The 10025-nt window shown below is 37.2% G+C and carries 7 protein-coding genes; all 7 read right to left on the bottom strand.

All coding sequences use genetic code 11. From position 1 onward, the window contains the following. Positions 1-22: 22 nt before the first annotated feature. A complete protein-coding gene (locus JMX98_RS12885) occupies positions 23-781 on the bottom strand; it encodes an IS5 family transposase (protein ID WP_201587148.1) in 759 nt (252 codons plus the stop codon). A gap of 76 nt (positions 782-857) precedes the next feature. Beyond that, a complete protein-coding gene (locus JMX98_RS12880) occupies positions 858-1946 on the bottom strand; it encodes a glycosyltransferase family 2 protein (RefSeq protein WP_201587146.1) in 1089 nt (362 codons plus the stop codon). A gap of 166 nt (positions 1947-2112) precedes the next feature. Further along, the gene (locus JMX98_RS12875; RefSeq protein WP_201587144.1) at positions 2113-3684 is read right to left on the bottom strand and encodes a hypothetical protein; all 1572 of its coding nucleotides are present in this window, start codon (positions 3682-3684) and stop codon (positions 2113-2115) included. A gap of 61 nt (positions 3685-3745) precedes the next feature. Next, on the bottom strand, positions 3746-4813 hold the full coding sequence (gene galE / locus JMX98_RS12870; RefSeq protein WP_227680174.1) for a UDP-glucose 4-epimerase GalE: 1068 nt from the start codon (positions 4811-4813) through the stop codon (positions 3746-3748). 58 nt (positions 4814-4871) lie between these two features. Next, positions 4872-5999, bottom strand: a complete 1128-nt coding sequence (locus JMX98_RS12865) for a stealth family protein (RefSeq protein ID WP_201587143.1) — start codon at positions 5997-5999, stop codon at positions 4872-4874. A 63-nt stretch (positions 6000-6062) separates the two neighbouring features. After that, positions 6063-9122: a CDP-glycerol glycerophosphotransferase family protein gene (locus JMX98_RS12860; protein ID WP_201587141.1), complete on the bottom strand. Its 3060-nt coding sequence runs from the start codon at positions 9120-9122 to the stop codon at positions 6063-6065. 50 nt (positions 9123-9172) lie between these two features. Further along, the gene (locus JMX98_RS12855; RefSeq protein WP_201587139.1) at positions 9173-9931 is read right to left on the bottom strand and encodes an IS5 family transposase; all 759 of its coding nucleotides are present in this window, start codon (positions 9929-9931) and stop codon (positions 9173-9175) included. Positions 9932-10025 lie beyond the last annotated feature (94 nt).

Here is a 10025-nt window from a genome sequence, read left to right as displayed (position 1 = left end):
TTCACTAGGGTGTGTATAGAATTCAAATCAGGGGCAACCAGATAAAGACACAAGCGAGCATTACCGCCGCTGCATAGCTATCTTTGAGCTTATCATATCGCGTGGCAATGCCCCTAAAATGTTTCAATCTAGCAAAAGCGTTTTCTACCAAATGACGGCAACGATACAAATACCAATCTAGTGTGTCGTTACAGCTTTTAGAGTTCGACTTAACAGGTATGACTGACTGAGCACAGTGCGTGAAGATACACTCTCTAATATCGCTACTATCGTAGCCCCTGTCTGCAATCACCGCTTTAGTCTGGTTATTAATCGTGCTAAATATCAACGCCTTTGCCATCTTAGAGTCATGTACTTGCCCACCTGACAGCTCAACATGTATAGGGTTGCCACAAGCATCGACCACTAAGTGCAGTTTGCTGCTATTACCTGCAACGCTTTTACCAATGGCCTCATCAAGATGACTGGCTGCGCCTGTACTATGCTGATGAGCTTTGACCACGCTACCGTCTATAAATAACCATTCACTATCATAATTTGCTGTGACTATCTTCATGAGCTTTTGCCATTTACCGGTTTTACGCCAGTAACGGTATTGATGATATATGCTAGACCAATGACCAAAATAAGAAGGTAAGTCTCGCCATGGACAGCCTACTCGTATGCGGTACAACATGCCTTCAACGGTACGTCTTAGATTGGGCTTGTTATATATGTTAATTTGTCGCAATATAATAAATAGCTTGTGCCAATGTTCATCGTTAAGCTTGGTGCGAGCCATAAGTGACGCCTTGTTTCTTTGTTGTGGTAAACATTAGAGTAAGGCGTTGCTTATTTTTTTCAATGTTTTCTCAATTCTATACAGCCCCTAGCTGAGCATTAACTTTTTTAAATGTGTTTTGAATAGCCTCATCATCTACTTGTCTTATCACCCATTGATAATTAACTGATTTTTTTAGTAGCTCCTTCCAAAAAATCGCATTAACTGGCTCAGTAGAGGTCTCAAAAAATCGTAATACAGAGTTCGAGTGGCAAAAGTGTGCAGCTAACTTAAAGCTATCTGCGCCCATAGTTTGCCCTTCTCGTCCCATTCTATGGAAAGCCACCACATAATCTAGCATAAATATGCTGTTGGCCTTAGATAATACAAACCAATGTAGCGGATTGTCTTCGTAGAAGTAATCGCCTTCAGGAAACCGTATATTGTGTAAGTCTAAGAACTTACGACTATAAAGTTTTCGCCATGGCACGGGCGACAATTTAAAGATATCAGGATATTTTATAGGGCTAAATGCCTCATCTAAAGGTAATCCTCCCCATCTGTTTTTATCGTAGGCAACATCAACAGCGCGCGTCTCATCGCTGAAATTACAAAAATCTCCAATGACAACATCTACGTCATACGTCCTTGCTGCAGTTAGCATTTTTTCGACTGCATGCTTGTCTAGAATATCATCACTATCAGCATAAGCGATGTATTCACCTTTAGCATGATCGACCCCTATATTACTAGGAATGCCTGCACCACCAAGTGTATTAAACTCAAGACTAATAACCTTGATACGGCTATCTTGCTTTTCATACATCTTAATGATGTTCATACCATTATCGGTAGAAGCATCATCAACGATGATAAGCTCTATATTCTCATATGTCTGATTTAGCACAGACATAATACTAGCATCGAGGTAAGGCGCTACATTGAATACTGGCATGACCACACTAACCAATGGTCCATTCAGCGTCTTAATAGGCCTCGACTCAGCTACTTCAGAATTTTTAAAATTAAGTAGATCTGTACTTCTATTCAGTCTCTTGTTGACCAGTTGAATATTGAACTGAGCTTGCTCATATAGTGGATTTTTTTTGTTAATTTTCTTATAAGCCTTTAGGGCATCTTCTAGCTTGTTTTCTCTAAATAGTGCGTTTGCTGTTTCAATACTCACTTGAGACCTCATATCTTAATAGTTTAGATAAATTCTAATGTTTAAAATGGATTACGTCATAAGATCTCTTGCATAAGTCATTGCTAGCCTTTGATACTCCGTTAACGAAGGTCAATAAAACGGTACTTTTGCAAGAGGTCTATAGATATCAGAAAAGTACAAACCCTCACTTTTTAAAACTTAAAATTTCCTTACCTATATTTATAGGTAACCTGACCATTTTTTTTGGAGACTTTATACTCTGTGTGACAGTATTACCAACTCTATAGGATAAATGAGCTTTCGTTTTTTCAGCGCGTAATAAATCACTCTCTTTGTCTAACGGTGGCAGACTTTCTAGCTCTTTTTTTATTTGTAAATAATCATGGTATTCTCTAGCAACCGTCATTGGCAATGACACCATGTCTTTCATGGTCTTAGTTTTTACCAATGTAGCGCCTAGACGATAGGGAAAATCGTTTTTTACTCTACTTTCAGGGGTATGGTAGATAGACACGGTTCCTGACGCCTGCATGTTTTTATTCGATTGTGCCGCCTCATCGGTAATAAGTGGCTTTACAGAAGCATATTTTTTTTCAAGTAAGTTTTGAGTGTTATGAAGCTCCTCAACCAACCAAGCGTTTTCTTGTTCTAGTGTTTGATTAATCATCAAAAGCTTTTTGTCATTTATCTCTGCGCTTTGATTATCAGTTGTTTTTCTCTCTATAGACTCTTGCAAAGTATGCAATGCAGCAATCAACGCATTATTTTCTAACGCCAGCTCCTCATTTTTTTTGTCTACTTGTTCAAAATCATTGACTTTTTTTTCTATAGCAGTTTTTTCTGCAGCGAGTTTATCTATAGCTTCCTGTGCTCCAAACAGTGCAGCAGTCAAACGTTCGTTTTCTGATTTTAAGACATCAGCGGTTTTACACTCTTCTTGTAGATGTTCAATAGTATGACTTTTATGGTCGAGATCTGTCTTCAAGTTTGTTATATCTGTTATGGCAGCCACGAGTGTATCAATATCTGGTCTTTTGGTCTTGTAAATGATTTTACTACCTTTTAAATTCGCTTTGTTTAACAACAAATTAAAGACATTAACCACTTCAGGATAGTTTTTTACAATCTCTTCAACCATCATCTCATGAGCTATATCACTACTACTTTGAATAAGACTACTGTCTTTTGCAGAGTTATCTTCTACCTGCCACCCACTCTTCAACACTAGAGAACTACTTAAGCTTTTAAATAAATCCTTAGTCTTTACCACGTGCTTGATAGAGAAATCCCCTTCTAATAACAAACACTTATCAGAATGAGTATCGAAAAAATTCAGCATGGTACTATGGTATGACAACCACCCTTCCATCAAATCACTTACTTTACTTCTTGTTAACTCATTTTCTGCGAACTGACTCAGTATTTTTTTTGGATGATCAAAGATCAGCACAAATCGAGTATTAGGCTCAAAAGACTGCCAATGAGACAATGCTGTTAAGTTTTTGCTATCGGCCCAACCCCAATCATTTTGATCAATATTCGCTAATAAAAAATCTACTACTATGCTTTCAGTTAGCTTGCTGTTATCAGTACTTTGCTTTTTACTTATAATTTTGTCTAGTATATCCGCTATTTTCTTACCTGATAACTGCTGTACGTTAGACAAAATTGGCTTTTTTAAGCCACGGGAATACAACCATTCCATCAGTGCTTCAGATGATGACGACTCATGCCCCGCTTGAATAATGATGCTCATAGAAGCCTCTTTTTTTTAATTGATTTTTATTAATGCCAGCTCTTCATTAGGAGAAAGCGATTTACTCATACCCACTCGGGTTCATGCTCTGCCAACGCCACGTATCTTGGCACATATCAGTAATTGATAATTTGGCTTGCCACCCTAATAACTCTTTCGCTTTATCGGCACTGGCATAGCAACTGGCGATATCTCCGGCACGGCGCGCGACAAACTGATACGGCACACGCTGCCCTGTGATGTCAGTAAAGGCATTGACCAGCTCTAACACCGACGTACCTGTGCCAGTCCCTAAATTAATAGGCAAAAACCCTGCTGAGCTTTGCTGTACATGAACTTGCTGCTGTAAATAATTCAATGCAGCGACATGACCGGCGGCCAAATCACTGACATGGATAAAGTCACGCACGCCTGTACCATCGATGGTCGGATAGTCATTGCCAAAGATGCTAAGTTTTTCCAGCTTGCCGACAGCGACTTGCGAGATATAGGGCATGAGATTGTTTGGAATATCATTTGGGTCTTCGCCTATCTGCCCTGATAGATGCGCGCCCACTGGATTAAAATATCTCAGAGAGATTAGACTCCAGCTAGTATCGGAGACGGCTAGATCTTCGAGGATATGCTCGACGGTCAGTTTGCTCTGACCATAGGGATTGGTACAGGAGCGCGGGGCGGTCTCATTGATAGGCAGGGTCTCAGGATCACCATAAACCGTGGCAGAGGAGGAAAAGACAAGGTTTTTAACCTTATACTCCGCCATGACTTCGAGTAAGGTGATGGTGCCACTGACGTTGTTATTATAATATAGTAAGGGCTTGGCGACGGACCCACCGACGGCTTTTAATCCGGCAAAATGTATGACACCAAAGAATTGATGCGCGTCGAACACTTGTCTTAATGCCTTGGCATCACGGATATCACCCTTAACAAACTCAATAGATTCACCGATAAGGTGAGAGACACGATTGACTGCTTCACGGCTACTGTTAGATAGATTGTCATAAACAACTATCTCGTAGCCTGCCTGATGCAAGGCTATACAAGTATGCGAGCCGATGTAGCCTGCGCCGCCTGTGACGAGGATTTTATTTTTCATGCTACCCTTATTATCTTTTTCGGTGTTCATTATAAGTTATACTTATCCAACATTATTGGCTTAGTTTAACAGTAAACTTAACCAATAATCACTCATAATACTCTTCTAACATTGCTATCAGATGCCCATGATAACCCTGTAACACGTTGTCCTTTTTACTTGTAAAGTCATTGGCACAAAAAGAATGCGGTGAAGCATTCTCCGCTTTTAGTTCCAATAATTTTTTATAGCGTGTTAATGCATGACGTGTACGTATATTAAAATAATAACAAATATCTATTTTTTCAATTGCTTTCGCCTTACAGTATAATAACCAAGGAACTAAGAATGATGCCATGTTAATATCATTGTGCCCACGAAACTTGTTAGGTAAAAAGGATGTTATTTCATCGTTAAATAAAGACCATGCATGCTCATATCCTGACTTTTTCAGTGGGAAATAAGTATGTACTAAGGTGTTTTTGATCTCATAAGGGTAATGTCTCCTAATAAGGTCGATACTTCTAAACGATGCTTTTAGCGTTGGTGTCTCTACTCCTCGTCGTCGCATATCATATAAATTTTTAGTAGAAACAAAAAGCGAAGCGATATTATTGGCCGAAAAGAAATGCTCTTGAGGTAACTCTTTTGCTACAAAAACATCATCGTTGAAATAGATAAAATTCTCTGCCAAACCAGGAATACGATATAAAAAAGCCTCGATGACGTGTGAATTAAAAGTCGGTAGATACTGAGGGTCTATGATTTCAGTATGATCAACGACTGTTACTCCTGTCATACCATGCAGCCACTGAGGTGTCTGATTGTCTGTGACAATATAGATATGCCTAACCCATGGTAAGTAACTTTTTACTGCTTTGACTGAATAAAACAGTTCATTATGGTCTTCAAAACGCGCTTTATCAGTGGCATGTAAGCCAATCTGGACACGATCATAGGCTTGCTCAAATTTTTTGTACTTGGCTTGCCATGCGGGGTCTAAATTGTTGACCCAAGTAAATACCACATCTATAGCCCGATCTTCAGGCATGGCAACAGTGTTGATATTTGAATACTCTAAAAAGGCAGTCTCTGTGGACTCGTTAACACCCATTTCCGTATTGGTAATAGGATAGCGTTTATTAAAATAGTCGCGGAAAAACAAACCAGGTGTTTCTCTTAGCTTTTTAAACTTGCGCTGATATTGACCAAAAGCTGTTTCTTTATTGCGTGTCATCTGATTACTACACCTATGAAAAAAGAGCTTATACAAGCTCTTTTTTTATGATCGAAAGTATCTCTATATATTAGCCAACTGTGTATAAAACTGCCAGTCTTCGGTAGTACATTGTTCGTTATAGTTTTCTAGTAATAGCTTTTGTGAGTCTCGAGCTAATACGAAATCATTGTTCAAGATAGCCAGTTTAACCCGTAGGCGCAATAGCTCATCTGATGCCTCTATATCATCTATTTGTTTAAGAACATCTAGCGCTTCTTCTATACGACTTTCTTGCCACAAGATATTAGCTAGTTTAACAGGTTCGTTTTGGTAGCCAGTTTGAAGTACGGACTCTTTTATTTGTGTAACTTCTTTCACTTGTGCTTGCGTAATATCAGAATGCTGAAGAGCATTACCGATACGCTCTAATGCAAGATCCCAAGCTTCATGAGTTACTGCTTTTTCAACATACTCCATTATCTTTTCAACAGAGGTTACCGATGTATCAGGACGATCTAAGTCTAAAATGGCTTCATATACTCTCTCACAGTTTTTACCATCTCGAAATGGAAAGGTTTCAATCATTCGAGTTTTATAAGGCTCTAGCGGCTTACCATCATTCTTTAGTACATTTTCCAACTCAACTAGCAGATCACTTTCTTTAGTAACAACAGGTCCAAATCCATCTTTTTCATAACTAAAATACCCGCGCTGAACAGTATGCTCCCCAGAAAACATCTCATCCCTATCAAATTGATAGTAAACTGTAGCTTTATTCAACACACCCATTTCAAATGCTACAGAAGAGTAGTCAGTAACTAAAAAACTCACCTGCTTAAATAAATGCTGAATGCTTTGCTCTGAATCCAATGAACTCCATAATTCAATATAATCTGGCAAATCAAAGAATGGTAAATAAGGTGCAATATTAGAATGAGGTGCAAATACTATCCTGTAGTTATAATTTGATACAAGCTTATGTAAGCTTGCGTTATTTAACAAGCTTATCCAGTTCTTAGCATATTCAGAATTAAAAAAATTAGAGTTCAGACTTCTTGTATTAACTCCCTTACCAATACTTTCTCCAACTAAATAATGACGCCAAGTTGGCATAATAAGTATTACTTTTTCAGGTTCCAAGTAATTATTTAATAATGCATCATGCCTTGGCAACCCAGTTAACACTACCTCTTTTTCAGTAATCTTATAGGTACTAGGGCTTTTTGCAATAGATTTGTACTCATCAATAGTTGTAGTAACAAAAACATTTATATTTTTTTTAGTATTTATCCAAGTAGAAAGATCATGCTTTATTACTCCGTGTTGTAAAAATATAAAATCTTTACTAAAACCATAGTTATCACCAAAATAGTTGTTGATATGAGCCTCAAGATGACTACTAACAATCTTAGAGGCTTTTCGCAGTTGCTTTTCAAAACTATCTGAACCAAAATCCAACAAATTAAAACCATCTTTCTCTAAGCGTTGCCAATCTTTTGAGCTTTTATTTAAAGCGAAATAACACTTTTGCTCTGGATAGTTCCTAGTAATATATCGATAAAAATGTTCTGCATTGTCATCAGCTTTGGTTTCTCTATCCATAAACAACCAGCTACCATCTAAGGAGTACTGTTTCGACGGCTTGAAAGCATTACGTATTTCATTTACTGATACTCCATTATTATACAACTTCCCTTTCAAAGAAATCTTCACACTCTGATCAAGTAATTTTACATTCAGAATATCTTTTAAGTCATTATACGATATCCAGTTTCTATACTCGTGAGAAAATATCTCACTAGCAAAGCTATTAATAACCACTTTATTATGACATGGTATTTTATCAATATTATTGATAGCAATACTCATAGGCACTTCATTATATGCAAACAAAGTAACCAAGACTTTCTTTTTTATTTCATCAATTTTCTCTATATAAGCTATTTGAAATGGAGGTTCAGATTTCTTAAATGCACCTAAAACGCCAACTTTATAAAAAAACCAAAACTTATTTAGATGAAAACTCATGATAGTCTCTTCATCTAAGTATCCAAAAATATCTTTGATCAAATTAAGATATATAACCTTATCTTCTTCATCTAAAAAATAAAGCTTATCGTTTTTATTTACGAAGTTATGAAGATGCCAAGACATTTCGTAAATAACAGTAAATTGAATATTTTTCGGTACAACCCCATACCTATTTTTATAATCTCTCAACATTGGAATGTAGCCAAATTTCAAAACATCATGAAACTTACCTTTATTTTGCCACGAATTATCGATAGTAGAGCTACCATCCCCTCTTTTACGATAATAAAAAACTGCATCTTTTAGATAGATGGCATTACCTCTTTCTAATCCTAATAGATAGTCAGCAATAAACTTACCATCTTCAAAATTAGGCTTAATATTTTCATCGAACACTAAATTAATCTTTTTTATATGATCAATCTTAAAGAAAGTAACTGTTACAAATAAATTGATATTATTATCCAATCTTGATAAAGGAACTGTACTTCTCTTATCTGTAAATCTATACTTTAAAGGATGACTGTCTTGAATTGTTTTATTTTGTTCATAATAGAACATCAGATTAGCGACAACCAACTTTACATCTTCCCCTTCTGTGATTGCATCATCAATAATCTTAAAATAATTACTACTTACAAAGTCATCTGAATCTATAAAAGTCACCCATTCTGTTTTTACAGAACTTAAACCTAGGTTACGTGCAGAGGCAATACCACCATTCTTTTTATATAAGTAAGTAATATTATTTGGATATTTTCTTTGCCATTTTTTGATAATTTCAGCAGAATTATCAGTAGAGCCATCATCCACTAATATCAGCTGTATGTGTTTTTTAAAACTTAAACTTTGATTAACCAGACTTTTAAAGTAATCATCTAAATACTTCTCCACGTTATAGACCGCAGATACGACTGTAAACTTATTATCACCTCTATGCTTGATAGGTGTCTTACTTAATATCTGGGCGCTACGCTTCTTATACGATGATTGAAAAAACCCTTTTGGATCTCTTTTTAGCTTATTAATACGACGATTTAAAACATTCTTTTTTCCACTATCGATTGGCAATTTTCTGACAATAAAACTTTCAATTTCCTGCATTTTCATAGAGAGTTATCCATCAAGAGTATTAAGTACAACTAGGGTGTGTATAGAATTCAAATCAGGGGCAACCAGATAAAGACACAAGCGAGCATTACCGCCGCTGCATAGCTATCTTTGAGCTTATCATATCGCGTGGCAATGCCCCTAAAATGTTTCAATCTAGCAAAAGCGTTTTCTACCAAATGACGGCAACGATACAAATACCAATCTAGTGTGTCGTTACAGCTTTTAGAGTTCGACTTAACAGGTATGACTGACTGAGCACAGTGCGTGAAGATACACTCTCTAATATCGCTACTATCGTAGCCCCTGTCTGCAATCACCGCTTTAGTCTGGTTATTAATCGTGCTAAATATCAACGCCTTTGCCATCTTAGAGTCATGTACTTGCCCACCTGACAGCTCAACATGTATAGGGTTGCCACAAGCATCGACCACTAAGTGCAGTTTGCTGCTATTACCTGCAACGCTTTTACCAATGGCCTCATCAAGATGACTGGCTGCGCCTGTACTATGCTGATGAGCTTTGACCACGCTACCGTCTATAAATAACCGTTCACTATCATAATTTGCTGTGACTATCTTCATGAGCTTTTGCCATTTACCGGTTTTACGCCAGTAACGGTATTGATGATATATGCTAGACCAATGACCAAAATAAGAAGGTAAGTCTCGCCATGGACAGCCTACTCGTATGCGGTACAACATGCCTTCAACGGTACGTCTTAGATTGGGCTTGTTATATATGTTAATTTGTCGCAATATAATAAATAGCTTGTGCCAATGTTCATCGTTAAGCTTGGTGCGAGCCATAAGTGACGCCTTGTTTCTTTGTTGTGGTAAACATTAGAGTAAGGCGTTGCTTATTTTTTTCAATGTTTTCTCAATTCTATACAGCCCCTAATTA

It is taken from the genome of Psychrobacter sp. HII-4 (genome assembly GCF_904846595.1).
GTDB classification, from domain to species: domain Bacteria; phylum Pseudomonadota; class Gammaproteobacteria; order Pseudomonadales; family Moraxellaceae; genus Psychrobacter; species Psychrobacter celer.
The sequence above is the reverse complement of the archived record's forward strand: the minus strand, read 5'-3'. Positions and strand labels throughout refer to the sequence as shown.

Bases quoted from the DNA above. Each gene is read 5' to 3' on its own strand.
- JMX98_RS12885 (WP_201587148.1), bottom strand. From the start codon at position 781: ATGGCTCGCACCAAGCTTAACGATGAACATTGGCACAAGCTATTTATT.
- JMX98_RS12875 (WP_201587144.1), bottom strand. From the start codon at position 3,684: ATGAGCATCATTATTCAAGCGGGGCATGAGTCGTCATCATCTGAAGCA.
- galE (WP_227680174.1), bottom strand. From the start codon at position 4,813: ATGAACACCGAAAAAGATAATAAGGGTAGCATGAAAAATAAAATCCTC.
- JMX98_RS12865 (WP_201587143.1), bottom strand. From the start codon at position 5,999: ATGACACGCAATAAAGAAACAGCTTTTGGTCAATATCAGCGCAAGTTT.
- JMX98_RS12860 (WP_201587141.1), bottom strand. From the start codon at position 9,122: ATGAAAATGCAGGAAATTGAAAGTTTTATTGTCAGAAAATTGCCAATC.
- JMX98_RS12855 (WP_201587139.1), bottom strand. From the start codon at position 9,931: ATGGCTCGCACCAAGCTTAACGATGAACATTGGCACAAGCTATTTATT.